At 39.7% G+C, this 20,776-nt stretch carries 19 protein-coding genes; 4 read left to right on the top strand and 15 right to left on the bottom strand.

Going from position 1 to position 20,776, the window contains the following annotated elements; genetic code table 11:
- Positions 1 to 76: 76 nt before the first annotated feature.
- Together FJR05_RS18020 and FJR05_RS18015 are read left to right on the top strand one after the other, a co-directional pair.
- Positions 77 to 604, top strand: a complete 528-nt coding sequence (locus FJR05_RS18020) for a DUF192 domain-containing protein (protein WP_168645389.1) — start codon at positions 77 to 79, stop codon at positions 602 to 604.
- A gap of 654 nt (positions 605 to 1,258) precedes the next feature.
- Entirely contained in the window at positions 1,259 to 1,486 is a 228-nt protein-coding gene (locus FJR05_RS18015; RefSeq protein ID WP_096667039.1) for a DUF2949 domain-containing protein, read from the top strand.
- Positions 1,487 to 1,597: 111 nt separating this feature from the next.
- Here FJR05_RS18015 and FJR05_RS18010 read toward each other — a convergent pair whose 3' ends face one another.
- The 9 genes from FJR05_RS18010 to FJR05_RS17970 all read right to left on the bottom strand — a co-directional run bounded on the left by FJR05_RS18010 (position 1,598) and on the right by FJR05_RS17970 (position 12,588).
- Entirely contained in the window at positions 1,598 to 2,749 is a 1,152-nt protein-coding gene (locus FJR05_RS18010; protein ID WP_168645388.1) for an alanine--glyoxylate aminotransferase family protein, read from the bottom strand.
- A gap of 241 nt (positions 2,750 to 2,990) precedes the next feature.
- Positions 2,991 to 3,236 (bottom strand): DUF5340 domain-containing protein, encoded by a 246-nt coding sequence (locus FJR05_RS18005; protein WP_168645387.1) that lies wholly within the window; start codon positions 3,234 to 3,236, stop codon positions 2,991 to 2,993.
- Positions 3,237 to 3,411: 175 nt separating this feature from the next.
- Positions 3,412 to 4,293: an indole-3-glycerol phosphate synthase TrpC gene (gene trpC / locus FJR05_RS18000; protein ID WP_168645386.1), complete on the bottom strand. Its 882-nt coding sequence runs from the start codon at positions 4,291 to 4,293 to the stop codon at positions 3,412 to 3,414.
- A gap of 139 nt (positions 4,294 to 4,432) precedes the next feature.
- On the bottom strand, positions 4,433 to 5,863 hold the full coding sequence (lpdA, locus tag FJR05_RS17995; RefSeq protein WP_168645385.1) for a dihydrolipoyl dehydrogenase: 1,431 nt from the start codon (positions 5,861 to 5,863) through the stop codon (positions 4,433 to 4,435).
- A 136-nt stretch (positions 5,864 to 5,999) separates the two neighbouring features.
- The gene (locus FJR05_RS17990; protein ID WP_168645384.1) at positions 6,000 to 7,196 is read right to left on the bottom strand and encodes a hypothetical protein; all 1,197 of its coding nucleotides are present in this window, start codon (positions 7,194 to 7,196) and stop codon (positions 6,000 to 6,002) included.
- 25 nt (positions 7,197 to 7,221) lie between these two features.
- On the bottom strand, positions 7,222 to 8,283 hold the full coding sequence (locus FJR05_RS17985) for a hypothetical protein (RefSeq protein WP_168645383.1): 1,062 nt from the start codon (positions 8,281 to 8,283) through the stop codon (positions 7,222 to 7,224).
- 403 nt (positions 8,284 to 8,686) lie between these two features.
- The gene (truB, locus tag FJR05_RS17980) at positions 8,687 to 9,568 is read right to left on the bottom strand and encodes a tRNA pseudouridine(55) synthase TruB (RefSeq protein WP_168645382.1); all 882 of its coding nucleotides are present in this window, start codon (positions 9,566 to 9,568) and stop codon (positions 8,687 to 8,689) included.
- 85 nt (positions 9,569 to 9,653) lie between these two features.
- Positions 9,654 to 11,420, bottom strand: coding sequence for an alpha/beta hydrolase (locus FJR05_RS17975; RefSeq protein WP_168645381.1), 1,767 nt, complete (start codon positions 11,418 to 11,420; stop codon positions 9,654 to 9,656).
- A gap of 250 nt (positions 11,421 to 11,670) precedes the next feature.
- Positions 11,671 to 12,588 (bottom strand): DMT family transporter, encoded by a 918-nt coding sequence (locus FJR05_RS17970; protein WP_168645380.1) that lies wholly within the window; start codon positions 12,586 to 12,588, stop codon positions 11,671 to 11,673.
- A 461-nt stretch (positions 12,589 to 13,049) separates the two neighbouring features.
- Here FJR05_RS17970 and FJR05_RS17965 point away from each other — a divergent pair, with 461 nt between their 5' ends.
- Together FJR05_RS17965 and FJR05_RS17960 are read left to right on the top strand one after the other, a co-directional pair.
- Positions 13,050 to 14,600, top strand: a complete 1,551-nt coding sequence (locus FJR05_RS17965) for a serine hydrolase (RefSeq protein ID WP_168645379.1) — start codon at positions 13,050 to 13,052, stop codon at positions 14,598 to 14,600.
- 95 nt (positions 14,601 to 14,695) lie between these two features.
- Positions 14,696 to 14,935 (top strand): type II toxin-antitoxin system ParD family antitoxin, encoded by a 240-nt coding sequence (locus tag FJR05_RS17960; protein WP_168645378.1) that lies wholly within the window; start codon positions 14,696 to 14,698, stop codon positions 14,933 to 14,935.
- A gap of 94 nt (positions 14,936 to 15,029) precedes the next feature.
- Here FJR05_RS17960 and dprA read toward each other — a convergent pair whose 3' ends face one another.
- The 6 genes from dprA to FJR05_RS17930 form a co-directional block, all read right to left on the bottom strand.
- Positions 15,030 to 16,148 (bottom strand): DNA-processing protein DprA, encoded by a 1,119-nt coding sequence (dprA, locus tag FJR05_RS17955; RefSeq protein ID WP_168645377.1) that lies wholly within the window; start codon positions 16,146 to 16,148, stop codon positions 15,030 to 15,032.
- A 64-nt stretch (positions 16,149 to 16,212) separates the two neighbouring features.
- Positions 16,213 to 16,869, bottom strand: a complete 657-nt coding sequence (locus FJR05_RS17950; RefSeq protein WP_168645376.1) for a DUF2301 domain-containing membrane protein — start codon at positions 16,867 to 16,869, stop codon at positions 16,213 to 16,215.
- A gap of 75 nt (positions 16,870 to 16,944) precedes the next feature.
- Positions 16,945 to 17,673 carry an ABC transporter ATP-binding protein gene (locus FJR05_RS17945; RefSeq protein ID WP_168645375.1) on the bottom strand — a complete coding sequence of 243 codons (729 nt, stop codon included), beginning with the start codon at positions 17,671 to 17,673 and terminating at the stop codon, positions 16,945 to 16,947.
- 92 nt (positions 17,674 to 17,765) lie between these two features.
- Positions 17,766 to 17,993, bottom strand: a complete 228-nt coding sequence (locus tag FJR05_RS17940; protein ID WP_168645374.1) for a 4Fe-4S dicluster domain-containing protein — start codon at positions 17,991 to 17,993, stop codon at positions 17,766 to 17,768.
- Positions 17,994 to 18,051: 58 nt separating this feature from the next.
- The gene (locus FJR05_RS17935) at positions 18,052 to 19,263 is read right to left on the bottom strand and encodes an ATP phosphoribosyltransferase regulatory subunit (RefSeq protein ID WP_168645373.1); all 1,212 of its coding nucleotides are present in this window, start codon (positions 19,261 to 19,263) and stop codon (positions 18,052 to 18,054) included.
- Positions 19,263 to 20,198 carry a J domain-containing protein gene (locus FJR05_RS17930; RefSeq protein WP_168645372.1) on the bottom strand — a complete coding sequence of 312 codons (936 nt, stop codon included), beginning with the start codon at positions 20,196 to 20,198 and terminating at the stop codon, positions 19,263 to 19,265. The genes FJR05_RS17935 and FJR05_RS17930 overlap by 1 nt, the downstream gene beginning before the upstream one ends.
- Positions 20,199 to 20,776 lie beyond the last annotated feature (578 nt).

Genomic DNA, 20,776 nt, shown 5'->3' with positions numbered 1-20,776 from the left:
CAAAGGTGAATCTCCAAAACTAAGTGCTAGTTGTTTTCCCCCACTTCCCCCACTCCCCCTACTCCCTATACGAGTTATGATTTCTTGGCTTAGTTTATGTTCAGTATTGCTTAGTATCCTACTCATGGGCTGTTCATCACTAACCACGGCTCAATCTCCGGCCGTAACACCAGAATCATCAACCCAAACACCAGTAAATCTTGGACAAAATCTACCAATTTCTGCTGAAGCTACTCTCCCTGAAAATATAAAAATTCAGTTAGAAGTAGCACGAACACAAGAACAACAACAGATGGGGTTGATGTATAGAAAGGCTTTGCCCGATAACCAAGGAATGCTGTTTCTTTTTCCGATCGCACAACCAGTACAATTTTGGATGAAGAATGTACCTGTTGCGTTAGATATGGTATTTCTTCGGAAGGGTGTGGTTCAGTACATCCAAGCATCTGCTCCTCCTTGTGACATAGAACCTTGTCCTACCTATGGTCCTAATGTCCTGATAGATCAAGTAATTGAACTTAGGTCAGGACGAGCGAAAGAACTAGGTTTAAAGAAAGGAGATCAGATCAAAATAGATTTTCTAACTCCTGGGACTATTCGATAAATAGAATCAATATTGACTATCGCTCTATGCACTTGAATAAGATACAAAATCTCTGGTAAGAGCTATACTACAAGAGGCTTTTAACTTTTAACTTCTGATTTCTGCTATAGCAACGATTGTATGTAAAAATAGCATAAGTCTTGACGCTGCATTTTTATCTGGGACAAAATATTTTTTGAAAAAATACTACCAAACCTGGCATAAATAATAGTAAAGAGGTTAATATTTATCAGTAGCCTGCATAACATCAAATTTTAGTTTTTCCAGTTAAAATCACGACTTTAAAATTAAGTAACAAAAATCTCTCTTTTGGCGCAAGTGTAAATAGTCGCCAATAGGTGAGTATAAATTATAAAATCTTTGTTACTTAAATCAAAACAAAAAACTAGAGGGTGTTAATGGTGACACTAACATCATGGTTGAAATATTACCTAAATATTATCCTGATGGGATACACAAGTCGCTGTAGTAGGAATTGCTCCGTGATTGTCAGTACCTTGGTCTACTAGTAGATTCAGGTAGATTAATGCTTTACAAAAGGGTTACTTGGAAGAATATATTTTTTTATACAACCTTGAATCTTTGAGCTACTTACAGCCAGGTGACACATAAAATACTGGCTACACAATACCCACAAAATTCGATAAACAATCTATGATCATCAATTCTACTCAAGGAGGTGAGATACAAATGGCACCATCAAGATATTCTCGACTAATTAATTTTCTCCAGGAAGATTTGGCAATTTCCGCTGCTTCCCTCGCTGTAGCATTACGTAACCGTGATCAAGATCCTGGTTCTTTAACTATGACTCTTTGGCAATATGGGTTAATTACGTTGGAACAGTTGGAACAAATTTATGATTGGCTGGAAACAGCGTAGGGAAAAGACCGGTGAGCAGGGGAGCAGAGGGGCAGGGGAGCAGGGGAGAAGAATTTACCCATTACCCATTACCCATTACCCATTACCCATTACCCATTACCTGCTTAATAATTATTGTCCAAAAACTTTTGCTGCTGCTGCTATACCAGCGCCGGGGGTGAAGTTTTCATGACCAACTTGTGGAAGGACAACTTCTAGGGAGGCGATACAGCTAAGAATGTCTCTATCGCACACAAAACCTAAGTGACCTATGCGGAAAATTTTATTACTCAGATGGTCTTGTCCACCTGCTAAAGCAATATCAAACCGTTTTTTCATTAAAGAACGAATTTTATCGGTTTCGATGCCTGGAGTAGCTACAGCGGTAATGGCAGGACTGGCACATTCATCTGCGGCAAACAATGATAAATTTAATGCTTTCATTGCTGCACGAGTAGCATTTTTTTGGCGTTCATGACGGGTAAAGATGGATTCCAATCCTTCCTTTTTCATCATTCCCAAGGTGGTATGTAGTGCCACCATTAAGTTGACGGGAGGGGTAAAGGGAGTGGTATTTTTAGCGGTGGCTTTCCGATATTTCCCTAAATCTAAATAATACTTGGGCAATTTTGCGGTTTTGTAGGCTTCCCAGGCTTTAGGACTGACGGAGACAAATCCTAAACCGGGGGGAATCATATAACCTTTTTGTGAACCAGAAGCAACTACATCTAAACCCCAAGCGTCTACAGGGACGTTATAAGCCCCTAAACTGGTGACAGCATCAACAATAATTAAAGCCTCTCCATGTTCTTTGACGTGGCGGTTGATGGCTTCTAGATCATTAATGACACCGGTTGAGGTTTCGCTGTGGGTGATAATGACGGCTTTGATTTCTTTGTTGGTATCAGCTTGGAGTTTGGCTGCAAATTGGGCTGGGTCTAAGGGTTGTCCCCATTCTGCGGTGACTGCTTCTACATTTAAGCCAAAGGCTTGACCAACTTCTACCCAACGTTCACCGAATTTACCATTAGAACCGACTAATATGCGATCGCCTGGAGAAAGAAAATTAATTATTCCCGCTTCTACAGCCCCAGTACCACTGACATTTAGCATTAATACATCACTGGTGGTTTGATGTAGCCATTTCAGGTTTTCTGTCACCTCTCCCATCATGCTACTAAATTCACCACTGCGGTGGCCAATGGGATGTTTAGCTAATGCTAGTAAAGCTGCTTCTGGAACTGGGGTCGGACCAGGAATCATCAGCATCAATTTATCGTCCATGTTTGTGTCCTAGTTGAAAATTTCAATACAATCCAAATTAACCCCTCTAGGGGATAAAAACACAAAAAAACCTACTCAAATTTTTCGTAGGAATGTCAGTTACAGCAATTCTCGTTCTTATGAAACACACTGGAGGGCGCAGGCCCTGCGCCCCTACGGATTTGGCGATAAAAAGTGAAAACTGTTTAATTAACCCCGCTTTTGCAGGGCTGAGTTTTGTCTAAATGGAAATAGACATTGATCATGAGCAATCTACTTTATCACCAAAATGGTTAATAGACCAACGGTGATCAATTACTAAGGAAGAAGATTCAAAAGTTTCTTCTAGCCGTTTTTGTTGGGATGCAGCTTTTCGCAGGGTAATAATCAGTTGATTAACTTGATTGCGTAGGTCTTGGTTTTGACCTAGAGAAGTCATGGTTTGTCTTTCTAAAATTTGAAGTATAAGTTCGTAATGGATAGGAGAAGGTAAAGGAATTGGCTCCATGTAGTTTATGATGAAGTTGAAACTTAGGGATGTTTAATTTTTAACTTAGTTAAAGTTTTGTTAAACCCAAATTAATTCTTACACAAGAAATAAATAATTGCAGTTAATTAAGCAGGAGATAGCAGGGAAAAATGCGGATGTAAACTCTTGTTTTATATGGTATTTAAGACTGTGATTAAGCAAAGAGATTGGCTATTGCTAATTGAGGATCTGGTTGTTTGACCAAGGATTCACCAATCAGTACAGCGGATGCACCTGCTTTTTTAACTACACTTAAATCCTCTGGGTGATGCAATCCTGATTCGCTGACTACAAGAATGTTTTTTGCTTGTAACTGTTCACCTCTAGCTGTGAGTAATTGACAAGTTGTTTGTAAATCAACAGAAAAATCTTCTAAATTGCGATTATTAATCCCGATTAAAGAAACACCATCTAAAGCTAAAACTCGATCTAGTTCTTCTAAATTATGCACTTCTATTAAAGTTGTCATTTTCAAGTTATTAGCAATTTTGATAAAGTATTGCAAATCTTGATCATTAAGAATGGCTGCTATTAATAAAACTGCGTCTGCTCCATGAATTCGCGCCCAATACATTTGGTAAGGATAGATAATAAAATCCTTGCACAGTAAAGGTAAATCTACTGCGGAACGGACTAAGGATAGATTTTCAAAACTACCTTGAAAAAATTTAACATCTGTGAGAACAGAAAGACAACTAGCGCCACCTTTTTGATAAGATTGTGCGATCGCTACTGGGTCAAAATCCTCCCTAAATACACCTTTACTGGGAGAAGCTTTTTTAACCTCAGCAATCAAAGCCGGATTAGTTTTACCTTGACGTAAAGCAGCCACAAAATCACGAGTTGGTGGTGCAGACAGGGCTTGTGTTTGCAATTCCTTTAAAGGTAGCCTTTCTCGCATTTTCTCAACTTCTGTTTCTTTCTGCCAAACAATTTCTTCTAAAATATTATTTGGTGCAGCCCCTTCTATAGCAGATTGATATTGAAGTATAGAAATATTAATAACTGTGCTAGGTGAACGACGACGGATTTGCATATTTTTTAAGGAATCAGGAGGTAGGGGCGCAGGGCCTGCGCCCTTTGTTAGGAGTCAGGAGTTCGGAAAGAAGAATGAAGAAGAAAGAACATTTTTCTCTTCCCCATTACCTATCACCTGTAACTCCTTAATTTTTCTATTAACTTACTAATGCCCGTTTGTAAGCTTCATCTAGAACTTCTGAAAGTGTTGGATGAGCGTGAACCAAGTAAGCAAGAGTTTGGATAGATTGACGATTAGCAACAGCGGCGGCGGCTTCGTGAATTAAATCTGAGGCGTGGGGACCAAAGATATGTACACCTAAAACCTCGCCAGTATCTTTGCGATAAATTACCTTTGTCATTCCATCAGTATCATTTTCTGCCAAAGCCTTGGAATTACCTTTAAAGTAACTCTTAGTGGTGGCGACTTCAAAACCTTCAGTTAAACCCAAAGCATCGGCGGCTGTTTCAGTCAAACCCACATAACTAACCTCTGGATGGGTAAAAGCGGCGGCGGGAATGCTGCGGTAGTCAACAGTTTTGTGACGACCCATCATATTTTCTACAGCAATAATACCTTGAGCAGATGCCGCATGAGCCAACATCATTTTGCCGGTAGCATCACCAATAGCCCAGAGATGGGGGACAACTTCCCCGTCCGATAATACCGCCATATTATCATTTACAGGAATAAAATTACGGCGATCAAGAGCGACTCCCACAGAATCTAAGCCAAGATTTTGTGTAGCTGGAACGCGACCGGTAGCGACCAAACAAGCATCAACTTCCAGAACTTCTAAATCTTCTTTAGTTTCAAAGTCAGCCAACTCAATGATTACTGGTGAACCAGGAATAATTTTTTTAGCGTAGATACCGACTTTGGTTTCAATATCACGGGGGTTAATTAAGACCCGTTCAGCCAGTTTAGCAATATCCCGATCAAATCCTGGCATTAACTCACTCAGGGCTTCAATTAACGTGATTTCACAACCTAAAGCCGAGTAAACATCAGAAAATTCTAAGCCAATGTAACCGCTACCAATAATCGCCACCCACTTGGGTAGAGTTTCTAATTTAACGCCTTGGTCACTGGTAAATACGGTTTTGCTGTCTACTTCAATTCCGGGGGGAACGAAGGGAACAGAACCAGGAGAAAGGATAATATCTTGGGCTGTGATGGTTTTCTCACCTTTGTCTGTGGTGATGGTAACTTTTTGTGTACCAGACACCTTACCCCAACCTCGAATAATCTCAACTCCCAGGCGCTTGAGACTGTTGGTTAAGTCTCCTTGAATTTTGGCAACGAGATTGTTAGCATGATCAGCGATCGCTTGCCGTTCAAACTCCACATTACCAATCTGTATTCCCAAAGACTTGAGATGATGGGCATTACGTAATTCCCTCACCTTTCCTGAAGCAGCCAGTAATGCCTTAGAAGGAATACAACCCCTGTTAACACAAGTTCCTCCCATATCTCCAGCTTCAATAATCGCCGTTTTCAGACCGCAACTGATAGCGTGTAAAGCAGCACCATGTCCGCCTACACCAGCGCCGATAATCACTAAATCGTAATCAAATCCAGGACTCACTTTTATTTCCCCGTTGTCTTCGCCTATTATCAACTTAACTTTTTTATGTAACTTTCTCAAATTTACAAAAAATAACGGAGAAGCCCTTGTGTCTCCCCGTTATTTTTTGTTACTGTGTAATTAATTGGGCTTGAGATTAGTTGACCGCTTTTCTCAATTCTTTTAGCACCCTACCAATTTCCACAAAATCTCGGTTTTGTGAAAGTGCTTGCAAAGTCACCGGACTACCTTCTTGGATAATTTGGTTGTAGGTATTAATAGCATTATTCAACTGGTTAATATCTACATCCACATTTCCTTGATTGCTAACAATCCTACTGAGAATTTCTCTCAAATTATTTCCTAAATCTGTATTAACACCTGCACTATTTAAGAAATTGATCAAGTTATCAGATGCAATCTGTCCAGTTGATCCACCTTGCACGAGGGCTACTAAAACTCCAGAATTGTTGCTATTTAATAGGTTAAGAGCAACTTCATTTATTTGTTTTTGAGCCTCTATTTTAATTCTAATGATATTGCCACGTGGTGTGCGGACGATGCGAATAGAAGATGCTCTAGGTGCAAGATTCTCTACTGGGCCTGAAGGATTGTCATTGTCTTCTTCATTATTATTGCCTGTATCAGTATCGCCACCATTGTTCTCTGTGCCAGTATCGCCACCATTGTTAGCAGTATCGGTATCGCCACCATTGTTCTCTGTGCCAGTATCGCCACCATTGTTGGCATTGTTACCTGTCCCGCTGCCAGCACCACTCTGACCGCCAGCGTTACCTACACTAGGATTGGAATTATCACCGGGATTGCCATTGTTACCTGTCCCGTTGCCAGCACCACTCTGACCACCAGCGTTACCTACACTAGGACTGGTGTTATCATCGGGATTGCCATTGTTACCTGTCCCGTTACCAGCACCACTTTGACCGCCAGCGTTACCTACACTAGGACTGGTATTATCATCGGGATTGCCATTGTTACCTGTCCCGTTGCCAGCACCACTCTGACCACCAGCGTTACCTACACTAGGACTGGTGTTATCATCGGGATTGCCATTGTTACCTGTCCCGTTACCAGCACCACTTTGACCGCCAGCGTTACCTACACTAGGATTGGGATTAGAAATAGTATTCCCACTGGTGCTAGTGTTGCCACCGCCACTCATACCCCCGGCTGTCCCCACACTAGGACTCGTATTAATTGGTCCAGGAGCGCCACTCATACTGCCGGCTGTCCCCACACTGGGTGAAGTTTGGGATTGGCCTGCTTGCTGCCAATTAATTGCCAGTAGGGGAGTGAGAGTGATAGCAAGAATAAAAGTTCTGATTTTTAACATGGTGATTTTCTCAAAATTGAAGTGTTTATTTAGGTAAGAAATTGAACCCATAACCTACACTGAGAACAAATACAGTACCGCCTTGGCTAGTATTAGTAAGATCCGCGACCACAGTATTGACTGTTAAGGGAATGGTCGGTATAGGCACAAAAGAAGCTCCAACGTTGAAACCAACCCCACTCCAGCCCATACCCATACCGATTTGGGGACGAACTTGTACGCCAACTCCCGCAAATACACCTGTAGTTGCATCACCTGTGCGGAAATCGCCACCACCGGCTCCTACGGAAAAGGAGATGGGCATTTTATTAACAGTATCGTTAGGCTTTAATAGGGAGTAGGTTGTGACGACACCATAGACACCAGAAGGTCTCACTGTTTCTCCCTTAACGTGCTGTGCAAAAGACTTCCAGCCTACCGCCGCAGCTATTTGAGTGTTACCTTTCGCATAGACAACGCGGTTAGCTTTGAGGTCAAAAGTTCCGTTGTAGCCAAAATTTTTGATACTACCAATGTTGTAGCCAAGTTCTAGACCGATTAGTTTTCGGGCATCTCCTAACCCAAAACCCATGCTGATACTCCCGTCTGGTTGAGTTCTAGCTTTACCAGTGGTGGCTGCGGATGCCCCGAAAAACACATCACCCCAGGTAGCTCCAAAGGCGCTTGGTGTAGCAAAGGTAAGTGAAGGAGAATAGGTACGTTTGGGTGGAATTACTTTAACAAGAGGGTCAACTAATAAATTTTGGCGTAATTTATCAGTATCAATTTGACGGTTATCAGTTGGGACTGAAGTGTCTGTTTGAGCAGTGATCCGTGATTGTTTTTGATCAAGCAGAGATTCAATTTTCCGCCCTGACTCTACGTTTTTCGCTAATACCTCTTGGAGATCCGGTAAGTTAGTCTTTAAGTCAGCTTGATTAGTTATTAATTCTTTACTGCTATGGGTTTTAGAAATTATTTCCTCTGTTGCATAACCAGGGGTAACTGAAAGAGCGGTGGTAGCCCATATATAGCCTAATAAAGTTGTACCTATGAACTTTAGCCAATTTGGGCGTAATAACATACATAAAAATTTTGCTTTTTTCAAAATTTACTCCTCACAACGGTTATATGCGCCCGAATGTATATTAGAGTAATTCCCGAAAAACAGTCATGTACAGGATAAATTATGCTATTTTTATGAATTTGCTGTGAATTTATCTGGAGAATTATGAACTTATCAGGAAACCTTTTCTGGTTAGTCTTCCTGAATCTAAGTCACCTGAGTTCGGTGTTAGGAGTTCGGAGTTCGGAGTTTCTCCTTCTAAAGACGCTACGCGAACGGAGTTATGATTTTTAAGAGCGAAAGAATAAGGGTTTGAGATTCATACTTGGGGCGAGTTTTCCGCAAATTATCTTATGTCGAACTCAGGTGAAGTCACCTGGACTTTAGACATTGAATTGACAACTCCTGACAGCAGTTACATCTTTAATTGATAATTGCTTGATTTTTAATTTAGATATTCATAAAACACCATTTGCGGGACTAATAAATCATTTTCTAATTTCCCGATTCCTAAAAAATTGGTTTCTGTTTCATAAACTCGCACAAAGTTGTCAATAGCCAGATTGAGGGGAATTTTTTGACCTTGACACCATTTTTTCGCTGATTCTGGGGCTAAATTTACGGCTTTGAGATGTTGTAATGGTGTGTCTGCGGATATAGGTTGAAATGTGCTGTTTTCGATTTGGGTGGCTAAATCTGTGAAGCTGAGACTGGTTTGAAACTGGAAACTACTGCTTTGTGTGCGAATGAGGGCGGATAGAGTGCCACCTGTATTGAGTATTGTACCTAAATCACGAGCGATCGCCCGAATATATGTTCCCGTCCCACAAGATATGGCTATATCTAATTCGGGAAAATCTCCGTCTCGCCAGTCTAACACCTGAATTTGGGAAATTTCGACTGTTCGCACCGGAACTTCGACTATTTCCCCTTTTCGCGCTAAATCATAGAGGCGTTTGCCATCAACTTGAATGGCGCTGTAACTGGGGGGGATTTGCTCAATTTTACCGATAAACTGGGAAAGGGAGGTTTTGATATGTTCTATATCTAATCCCGGACAGGGTGTAGAGGTAATAATTTCCCCTTCCAAATCATCTGTAGTAGTTTGTATTCCTAGCCGGACAGTGGCTTGATAAGCCTTTTCTCCCGGTAAATATTGTAATAATCTGGTGGCTTTACCCAAGGCTATCGGTAATACTCCGGTAGCTTTAGGATCTAAAGTTCCTGCGTGTCCGATTCGTTTCATCTTCAGTAGTTTTCGGACTTTGGCTACGCAGTCATGAGAAGTCCAGTCAAGTGGTTTGTGTAAATTGAGAAAGCCTTGCACAAGTTTAGATTTTAGGGTTGAGATTTTTGTATTTTCACACAAATTGGCGATCGCCGACTTCCAAGAAAAATCCGGGTGAAATCAATTAGAAAAATGCTAATAAATGTAATAGAGAAATACCAATACCTAGCAGCCAAAATCCAAAATGGACAATAGTATGAGAAAGTCTTTTTTTAACAGGTTTGCTGTCTTGAAGATTACCTAAAATTGGTGCTAATTTAAGATGATCAAGGGACTGGACAAGATTTAAACCGAGAGACTGACTAGAAATACTTTGAGCGTAGGCGGCGTTAAGATAAGATAGATATTCTGGTTTTCCGGCTATATAAGTTTGAAAAAAGGGTAAACTTAACGCATTCATGTAATCATGGGCTTGGGAAGCATCACCTACCATATCTGTTGGTAGTGCCATTTGGGTACTGCCAGGATTACTGTTACCAATGGTGGAAAAATGAGTACCACCAAGTAGCATAACCAAGTATTTTTCGGGATGAATAATCCAAGAAAAAGGGACAATTTGCTCATATAAAGTTGGGGCAACTGTGTCTTCGCTGCTACCAACAATCATGACTGGGGTATGAATTTGGCTTAACCCGGCTTGTCCGAAAATAGAACTGGTGATCGGATTAACAGCGATCGCGGCTTTAATTCTGGTATCTTGTAAATTGTAATCTTGTCCTGACTGGTTGGGCAATTCCAAAGCCCGACATTGCAACAGTAAAGACATATTCCAAGTATTTCTCAATTTCTCGGCATTACAGTCTGCTTGTAGTTGGGAAAAGTTAATTTTTGCCCCCGCTAAAGCTAAGGCAGTATAACCTCCTAAAGACTGACCAAATACTCCCACTTGTTGTAAGTTCAGCCGCTGCTGAAATTGGGAATCTGACTCTAATTGATCTAAAATATACTTGATATCTAAAGGTCTATCTTTAAATTCATTTGGCTGTGTAACTTGATTGCTATTACCCTTAATTAAAGATTTTAATTGTTTAGCATCACTACCAGGATGATTGGGAATCACCACAGCAAAACCATGATTAACTAAATGATGTGCTAAATAACGAAAGTTACTACTATCCAAACCTAAGCCATGAGAAATCACAATTACAGGTGCAGGATTTTGGATATTAGGAATATATATATCTGTGGTTAAATGCCGATTACGGATTACATCAAAGAACTTAATTGTTTGTTTCTGAGTTGATAAAATTTCTGAATGTGACAATTTTGGTAATTGAGAAAAATTAGAATAAGAAATTTGATCAGCTTCTAATTTTGATGCTTGGATTAATACGGAAATAGTGGTTTCCGTGTCGCTGATCATTTTCTCCAACTCACCAGCAACTTTTAGGCTGGAAGCCACATCAATATTGATATTATCTTGAGGATATTTACGTAATAAATTTAATAAATTTAACCCTTCCGGTTCAGCAGCAGCGGCAATTAAAGCTGTGCGTAAAGACCCAGATACAAATTTTGAATAATGAGATTTAGGTTTAATTAATTCTGCTAATCTTTGTAAGATGAATTTCCCTTGTTGGGTATCAAGAAATTGGGCAGTTACAGCCGGACTAATTCTGAGTGGTTGAACTAAAATTTTCCTGAATTCTTGCAGTTTACGTTTAGGAATATATTGATAATACCCAGCTAAATCTGCATTAATTATCCCATACTTGGCATAGCTTTCTAAGGCAGTAATAGGGATAGAAATTTCTAGTGCTGAATAGGAAGCATGAATTTGTTCTGCGGCCATAACCGGGTTACTTATCCCAAATGTTGGCAGCAATATTGACAAAATCAGTGTTAGAGAATTTTTTTTCAGGGTGCTGCCCCAATTACCAAACATATTCATCGCTTAACTTTTGTGGTGATGTTGTTGAGCGAGGCTCAAATTTTGGTAGTGATTCAAACACCCTGTTAAACTATTTTCAATAGTGCCTATCACAGACTACGCAAACAAAATTTCAGACCGTTTGCGATTAGTTTGCTGTTAATTACTAAGACTTCTTTTATGATCATAATAAATATAGGAATTATCTACATCAGTATTTATTATGTGTTTTTCCTCATTAATAAAATCTAAATAATGCCAATTAATCCTATTAATTAGATTTACTTAATGCGATAGATATAGAACCAAGGACGACTAAAAATGCACCGCTAATACCTACTAAAGAAATATTTTCTGGAGAAATAATATTAGGAGCAATTACTGACATCAGCCAACCGGAAACTAAAGTAATAATCGGAGCTAAAGCTAATACAGCACCCACTCGTGATGCTTGCCAATGTACCAAGGATTCAGCAAAAGCACCATAGGCGATGAAAGTATTTAAAGCGCAAAATATCAAAGTTGAAAAATAGAAAATATCAAGAGTGAAAATTGTATTGATTTTTGCCAATGGTGTGAATAATAAAGCACAGCCACCGTAAATAATCAACATAATTTTTGCTGAAGATAACGATTGTAATAACTGTTTTTGTGATAAGGCATAGATAGCCCATGCTACTGCCCCGAACACAATCAAGCCGCTACCTAGTAAATATTCACCTTTGGCTGTGATGAGATTAGCTAATTGGGCATGAAAAAATAGTGCAAAACCCAAAGTTAGTACAGCTACACCCAACCATTGATACAATGTATAACGTTCGTGAAAAATTACTAATCCACCGAAACTTAATAACACACTAGATAATTGAATTATCACTTCAGCATTAGCTGGGGCGGTCAATGCTAAACCTTGCATAAATAGAAAATAGTTAGCAGCTAAAAATATAGTAGCAACTACTAATAATTGCCAAGAAGTAGCACGTAATTGTTCTAAGGTTGGTAATTGTTGCTGAAACAACAAATAAATTGCCAGTAAGACAAAGGAAGTTAAAAAGCGAAACCAGATAACGGTGTAGACATCTAGCTGTTGTAGCGTTACCGTCAAAGCTAGAGGTAAAACTCCCCACAAAAAGACAGTTACCAATGATAAACTTAGACCCAAACCCCAACGACCAGAACTTTGATGCATGATTAATAATCACTAAAGATTTTACATAATAATCAAGTACCAGGAATATTTAATTACTTCTGGCTATTGGCTATGAGTCCGGGTAATATTAATTTTAGATATATAGTCAGGAGTCAGGAGTCAGGAGTCAGGAGGAAGAATTAGAAGGAAGTAAGAATAGTCTTAAGTCTCTAATATTCCTGAAAATATTTATATATAAGGATTCCAGTTTTATTCAGCAACCCCTAAATAGTGTTAATTATCTGAACAACAATTTTAATTTACACAATGTCATGTAAACCTTTTCGCTGTTGATTAGCTGGGATATTAAAAACGCCGATTCGGGTTATCATATACCTAACTGATTACCCAAAGAGATAAATATGAAGTAGACTAGATCCAAAAATGCTACTTTCCAAAGGTAAACTGAGTATCAAGGTGCATAAATTTACAATCTGGGTGGAAGGTGAAAAGGAGTAGCTATGCCAGAAACTAGTGACAAACTTATACCCATATCACGAAGGCAACCTGTACAGCGTCGCCGGCGTAAACGTCCAGTCCCCAAGACAGGACAGAAAAAAGTTATTAATCAACAGCCAGTTTCTAGTCCAAGAGAAACTGCAACATTGGCTCGTCTAAATAATCATAGCAGTCCTGCTCCTATCTTACCTGGGGGGCGAAGACCAGCATCACGCAAGATGATGCCTCCAGGTGTTAAACCAGTGCCTACAGTTAAGAAAAATACTCAAATCTCTCCGCCAGCAAATGTGAGGTTAAAGACGGTACGCATGGAGAAGCCGAGAATTGAAAGAAGAGGGTCACGCAAGACTCGCTTAAAACCTATGGCTAGAACTATGTTATATGCCTTGCGGTTGTTGATTGTGGGTGTGGGTGTAGGTGCGATTGTGGGTACGTTTTTGTCAGTTTTAGACCCTGCTAATCGCCTTGGTTCAGTTGCGTTAGTATCTCAAACTACTACTACTCAAAAAACATCTCAAACTCCTAATACAAGCTTATATCTGTCTCAAGAAATTACTTCTTTAAAAAATTCTTTACAAACTCTCACCACCGCTAATTCTGATCTGATTTCAGGAGTGTTTTTATTAGACTTAGATAGTGGTGGTTATATAGATATTAATAGTAATGCCAGTTTTGCTGCGGCCAGCACGATTAAAATCCCGATTTTGATTGCTTTTTTCCAGGATGTGGATGCTGGTAAAATCCGCCTGGATGAAATGTTAACTATGCAAAAAGAGATGATTGCCGGGGGTTCGGGAAATATGCAATATCAAACTCCAGGCAGCAAATATACGGCTCTTGATGTGGCGACGAAGATGATTACAATTAGCGACAATACGGCTACAAATATGCTGGTTGCTAAATTAGGGGGACAGGAGGAGTTAAATGGACGTTTTCGTAGTTGGGGACTGACAACGACGATGATTCGTAATCCTCTCCCGGATTTAGAGGGGACTAATACTACTAGTCCAAGGGAATTGGGGAATTTAATCTCGATGGTGAATCAAGGTAATATTGTGAGTATGCGATCGCGTGATTTAATGCTTAATATCATGAATCGCACTGAACGAGATAATCTTTTACCTGCCGGCTTAGGAAAAGGCGCAAATGCTTATCACAAAACCGGTGATATTGGTACAATGTTAGCAGATGCGGGTTTAATAGATGTCCCGACGGGTAAACGTTATATCGCCGCTATTATGGTGAAACGTCCCAATAATGATCCTCGCGCAGCAAAATTAATTAGTTCTATTTCTAGTGCTGCTTATCAACATTTTAGCCAAGCTACAGTCACACCTAGCAATCCGACAAATAACCAACCAGTTACTCAACCAGTTACTCAACCCATAACTCCACCAATTTCTAATTATCAACCACCCGTTCCACCCTTTATTCAGCCACCAGTTCAACAACCGATAATGAATCCTGCTATGCCTAATGGTATGGTTAATAATATGCCTGTAGGCAGTTATCCGCCTCCTGTAATAACTCCGCAATATTATCCACCACAATAATTAATTCAAAAAATAATTCAAAATTCGGTGTTGCAGAAAATGTGGCTTTGTTGTTAGAACAGCGTTAAGGCTATCTATTAGATGGAGAATACATCATGAATATTCAAATTAAATCTGAAACAGAGGAATTAATACAAGCTTATATTGAAACGGGAAGATTTAAAAATATAGAAGATGCAGTAAATGAGGCTTTTAGTTTGCTGCTGGACAGAGAAAGAAGACTAGAGGAACTACGGGAAAAAATAGCTGTAGGAACTCAACAGATTAAGAATGGACAAGTAACAGATGGTGAGGTAGTTTTTGCTAGACTACAAGCAAAAATTGGCGTTGTATAATTAGAGTATGAATTAGCCAGGCTTCGCCTCGCTTCGCCCCGCTTCGCTAACACGCAAAGGCGCAAAGGAAGAAAGAAATACAGAAATCAGAGTTTTAACATTTTTGATATCGCATTCCGGGGAGTTGGGTAACTAAACCCATGAGTTCTAATTGTAATAAAGAACTGGAAACTAAAGCCGCATTCATCCCTGTTTTTTGAATTATAAAATCAAACGATAAAACATCAATAGCTAAGATATTTATTATTTGTTGTAATTCTGGTGCTAAGTCAGGTAAAGGAGGAGATTCAACTATGGGTATTTCTATATCTATTTGGGGAATTGCACCCAACATGGTTAATAATTCACTAAGTTCTTGATTAATTAAACCTGCACCTTGACTAATTAATTTTAAACAACCTTGTGATGGTTGATCATCAATTCTTCCTGGTAATGCGTAAACATCTCGACTAAATTCATTAGCATAAGTAGCTGTAATTAAAGCACCGGATTTTATTGGTGCTTCTATGACTAATACTGCGCGACTTAGACCGGCAATGATGCGATTTCGACGGGGAAAATGGGTGCGGTTGGGTGTGGTTTTTGCAGGATATTCACTAATTACTATTCCAGATGTCAAAATCTGTTTATATAAACCTTGATTTTTATAGGGATAAATAACATCTACTCCTGTTCCTACTACTGCTATTGTTCTTCCTCCCGCTTTCATTGCTGCTGAATGACTTTCGGTGTCTATTCCTTCGGCCATACCGGAAACAACGGTAAAACCATTTTTTGCTAATGCGGTACTAATTTGACGAGTCCATTTAATTCCATATTCTGTGGGTTGACGAGTTCCGACAATTCCTACTAGGGGTTTTTGTCCTGAATTTTCCTGTAAGTCAACTTCTCCCCGATAGTACAATAATGGCGGTGGACTGGGAATTTCTCGCAGTAGTTGGGGATATTGTGGGTCTGCTGGTGTCCAGAAGTGGGGGTTTGCTTGTTGGTGTTGAGTAAGTAGTTGTTCGGGGTTTAAACGGGATTTTTGTTGAACTATTTTTTCTAATGTTTGAAATCCTAAACCTTCAACTTTTCGTAATTCACTAGGACTAGCTTTCCAAGCTGTTTCTAAGTTACCAAAATGCTGTTGTAATCTTTGCAGTAATATGGGTCCAATACCGGAAATTTGTGACCATGCTAACCAATATTTACGTTCTTCTGTAGTTGACATACGAAATTAAGATTTTTAGAATGATTGAACGCAGATAAACGCAGATGGACGCGGATGAATATGGTTAAACTTTTGCTAAATGTTGATTTTTTAAATAATCAAATACAGATTTATCACCAATATCGGGAGGAATAGGTTGGATAATTTTTCTCACGGCAAATATTAAAAAGAAAATTGCCCAAATCCCTAATAAAACTTGTTCTGCTTGAGTTGATAAAATTCCGGTTAAGTGTCCTAATAATAGTAAGGGAACGAGAGGTGTTAATATTTTAGTTTCTAAACGATTGAAACAAAAACCTTCTTTGAAAAAAATTCCGGTCAAAGCTGCAAAGGTAAAACCAATTCCTAATATGGTGAGGGGTTGATTATAAATAGTTATGGCAAAAGCTTGACTGTCACCATGTCCAAAAATAAAGGCGGAAATGCTACCAATTATCCAAAAAAGTTGGAGAATGCGGTGCAAAAATGCCATATAAATATGAATAGTTAATAAACTGACTCCCAGGGCAATACTAAAACAGGTGTAGAGAGGGGTCAGGGCGGCAATTGCCACAGGTTGGGGATAAAATAGGACTAAACCGCTACCAATGGCAAAACACAGGGCTGCTATGGTTAATCCTGTGCGATAAATTATCACACTTTGGCGATCGCTCTGAGTAATTGTAAACTCCCCAAATTGGCCTTGATATATTTCCGGTGATGATATTGTTTGTGTTGTCATATTCCTTAATAGTATAGTTTTAGGTTTCAGATCCCCGACTTCTTAAAGAAGTCGGGGATCTTGTTTTTCTTGTTTTTAATGTCCCTTCCCAGCACCCAAATACAATTCTCCCACTTTTGGATCATTTAATAATTCTCTACCGGGTCCTGAGATCGCATCTCTGCCTGATTCTAACACATAACCACGATCTGCCATTTCTAATGCTTTCCGGGCATTTTGTTCGACTAAAACTATCGCAGTCCCTGATTGTTTAATTTGTTTAATTTGTTCAAATACTTGAGTTACCAAAATGGGAGATAATGCGGCGGAGGGTTCATCTAATAGGAGTAAACTGGGTTCTAACATTAATGCTTTCCCCATTGCTAACATTTGTCTTTCTCCACCAGAAAGAGTTCCTGCACTTTGACGACGGCGATCGCTCAATCGAGGAAACATGGTGTATATTTTATCTTTAAGAGGTTTCAATGGGATATTCCTAACAAAAGCCCCCATTTCTAAGTTTTCATCTATGGTTAAGGACGGGAAAACGTTAGCAATTTGAGGAACATAGGACATACCCTGTGCGACAATTTGATTTGATTTTAAACCAATCAAATTCTGATCTTTAAAGGTAATAGTTCCGGTATGGGGTGTCAAAAGTCCAAAAATAGTTTTTACTAAAGTGGATTTACCTGCACCATTGGGACCAATTACTGTGACTAATTCTCCTGGTGCAATATGAAAGTTGACACCTTGCAAAATATCTACATCTTTAATATATCCAGCGTGGACATTTTCTACTTTTAATAAATAGTTATTAGTCATTTGTTATATGAGGGAACAGGGAACAGGGAACGGGGAACAGGTAACAGGTAATTTGGTGATTTTCTTTGCCACTGTCACCTGTCACCTGTCACCTAATTTACTATTTTTTGTAATTCTGGTTTTTCTTCTGGTAAAATCGCTCCTGCAACTGGGCAAACTTGTAAACAAATGCCACAATCAATACAGGTGGCAAAGTCAATCCAGTACCAATCTGTGCCTTTGACATTTTTCCCTGGACCTGGATGAATACAAGCTACAGGACAAGCAGTTTCGCAGTCAGCAACACCTTCACAAACGTCTGTAACAATGGTATGTGGCATTTTTTCCGATTCCTCTTTTTTGTTAGTTATTAATATTTTGGGCGCAGGCCCTGCGCCCCTACGTGATGATTCCGGGTTCGATGGTGTGTGAACCGTCAGCTTTAATCCAAGCTATTTGGGTAATGGAGCGATCGCTTGCATATTGACGAATCGCCTCTGCGTCCCTACCTCCCAAGTCTATTTCTACTCTCACCAAATCAGTGGAGTTACGTAATTTATCAGCATAGGCAAAAGCCGCAGCTTCAGCGCCGGGGGTTTCTGGAACTACTAACCAATGACTAGCGGGAATATCCTGGGGTAATTGCTGATTTAATAGGAGAATTTGGTATAAATCATCAATATTCAATTCAAAGCCGATACCAGGAATATTTTCCTTCTGGGGATGATATAAACCTAATAATTGGTCATAACGACCACCACTTCCTAAAATCTGTGCTTGAGAACTTGTCTCACTCACTACTTCAAAAACCAGACCCGTGTAGTAGTCAATGGTTTGAATTAGGCTTAAATCAAGAATTAAAGGAAATTTACCATCTAGTAATTCTACTAGGGATTTGAGGTTATTTATGGCCTCGTGCTGATCTGGTTCTAGATGTAAACTACTAACTTTTTGTAAAACATCTTGACTATCACCCCGCAAATCCAACATAGTTTTAGCGCGGTGGCGGAGTTCTTCGCTCAGAGGCAAGGTATCAATAGTCACGCGATCCAAATTAGCGATCGCATTGCGGACTTGATTTCTGATTTCTGGGGGAAAAGCATTCAGCAAAGAACGAGTAATTCCCGCTTCCCCCAAAATTAACCGCCAATCTTTTAAATCCAATGCTGTTAAACAATCTGCTACCAGCAGCAACACTTCCGCATTGGCTAATAATCCCCCTGCACCCAGTAACTCCACCCCAGCTTGATAATACTCTTGCTGACGATTATGGCGGCCTTCCCAATTGCGGCGAAAAACATTAGCATTGTAATATAGTCGCTGGGGATAGGTCGCATCTGCCATGCGAGTTACCACTGTGCGAGCGATAGAGGCAGTTAATTCTGGACGCAACCCCAATTCTTCATTTTGACTATTTTGGAGTTGAATCACCATCTGACGCACAATAGCTTCACCAGCCATCAGAGTATCCATTCGTTCCAAAGTTGAGGTAATAATCCTGTGATATCCCCACCGTTGAAACACCTGTTCTAATCTATCTTCAATCCAGCGTTTTTGCGCCACATCTAAAGGTAATAGATCCCTTGCTCCCGCTGCTGGTTGATACACCATTATTTTTTCTTCCCACCAAACATACCGCCAAACAAACCACTTTTTCCAGACTTATCTGGTTGCTTCTCTTCAGTTTTAGAAGCGGAAGTCCCTTGAGAACCACTGGTTGTAATTCCTAAAGCTTGATCTACCTTGGGTTTCCATTCCAAAGCGATTTTTTCATTGGGATTTAACTTCAGGGCGTTATCAAAGTGAACTTTTGCCATTTTCAGTTGATTTTGCCGCAAATATACCATTGCAATCAAACTATGGCAATGACTATTTCGCGGTTCTAACTTTAAGGCATCTTGTAATTCTACTTTGGCTGGGGACAATTGGTTTTTTTCTAATAAAACTTGAGCGCGACGCAGGTATTGTTCTACGATTGACTCTTCTTTTGGTGGGGAGGTGGGAGTAGGTGGTAAATTTGGGGCAGAACTTTGTTGAGGTTGACTAGGTGCGGACTTATTCATTGACGCTCCAGCCATCCGCATTAGATAAACTAGATTTAGTTCACTAATTTCCGCAATGATTTTGAGTGATTGTGGCAAATCACTAAATTGAGTTTGGGAAATTTTAGCGATCGCTTGCTTATATGCCATACTCGCATTAGGCGCAGCTAACAATTGTCGTCCCGATTCTGTCTTCAGTCTAATTGCTCCTGGTTCTTGGGCAAATCTCTTCCCCATTTGTGACAGAATAAACAAATACTCAGCCCGATTGCGCTCCACAGAAAACTTCTCATAAGCTGGATTAACCAGCTTTGCTAACAATTGATTAGCCATCTCCTTATCCGACTCATTCATCTTCAGACAACTATCTGGGTGCAATGTCCGCGCAATTTTTAAATAACGGTTACGGATTTCCTTAAATTCAGCATCAACCGACACACATAAAATTGCGTGATGATCTATGAAATCATAGATAAATAATCCACCATCTATTGTTAACGACATATTTATTACAGGTATTGCACCACAGCATCTTCCCTCTATTTTACAGCCAAGTATGGGAAGTTTGAAACCCCTTCCACCACAACTAGAAAATTCAACCAAGCTGGGTATCTGTGTTTAAAGTTAGATTTTGTCCCTCAAGGATTTGCAAACGACTATAGCGGTATGCACTTGAATTAAGATACAGTCAGCAAATCATCAAGCCTGTAGGGGCGCAGGGCCTGCGCCCTCGATGATATTGCACCAAGCGTGATTATCGCTATATATTAAGCAGGATTTAGCATTTAACAATTATTTTAAACTTGTATAATAACGTTCTGTTATTTTGTCCCCTAACCCACAGGGAAACCTACTTCCAATCTCCACATTTTAACTCAACCTCTAATTTTTTAACTGAATCGGACTGAAATATAAAATAACAGAAACTTTCGATTTTGTCATCATAATTGAGCCAAATTGGCGTGTATTTTTCGGCAATATTTAGTTCTAAATCTGGTAATTAAGTTGGCAGAAAATGACAATGAATTAACTAATCACTCCTCGATATTCTATTAACAAGCGAGAGGTTAAACGGCAACCGA

Origin of the sequence: Dolichospermum sp. UHCC 0259, assembly GCF_009711935.1 — a bacterium.
Lineage (GTDB): Bacteria > Cyanobacteriota > Cyanobacteriia > Cyanobacteriales > Nostocaceae > Dolichospermum.
This window is presented reverse-complemented; position numbering and strand designations above follow the sequence as displayed.